At 42.0% G+C, this 231-nt stretch carries 1 pseudogene; it reads left to right on the top strand.

The features are described 5' to 3' along the window. Nucleotides 1-11 precede the first annotated feature (11 nt). Nucleotides 12-231: pseudogene (locus HMPREF2574_RS08715) on the top strand (IS3 family transposase); the annotation flags it as partial.

The raw sequence follows: 231 nt of genomic DNA on the forward strand, positions 1-231 counted from the left end.
AGGGTTTTGTTATGGTCAAAAAAGCGTATTCGGTAGAAACTAAGTTAGCCTGTATCGAAATGAAGAAAGCAGGTAAGTCCAATAAGGTTATCATGGAGACTCTGAGCATAAAAAATGTTAGTCAGGTCAAAACCTGGTGGCGATGGTATCGAAATGATGAACTGCACCGCTTCCACCAACCTGTGGGGAAACAATATACCTACGGTAAAGGAATGGAACAGCTATCCGAAG

Origin of the sequence: Streptococcus sp. HMSC034E12 (assembly GCF_001835915.1) — a bacterium.
GTDB classification, from domain to species: domain Bacteria; phylum Bacillota; class Bacilli; order Lactobacillales; family Streptococcaceae; genus Streptococcus; species Streptococcus vaginalis.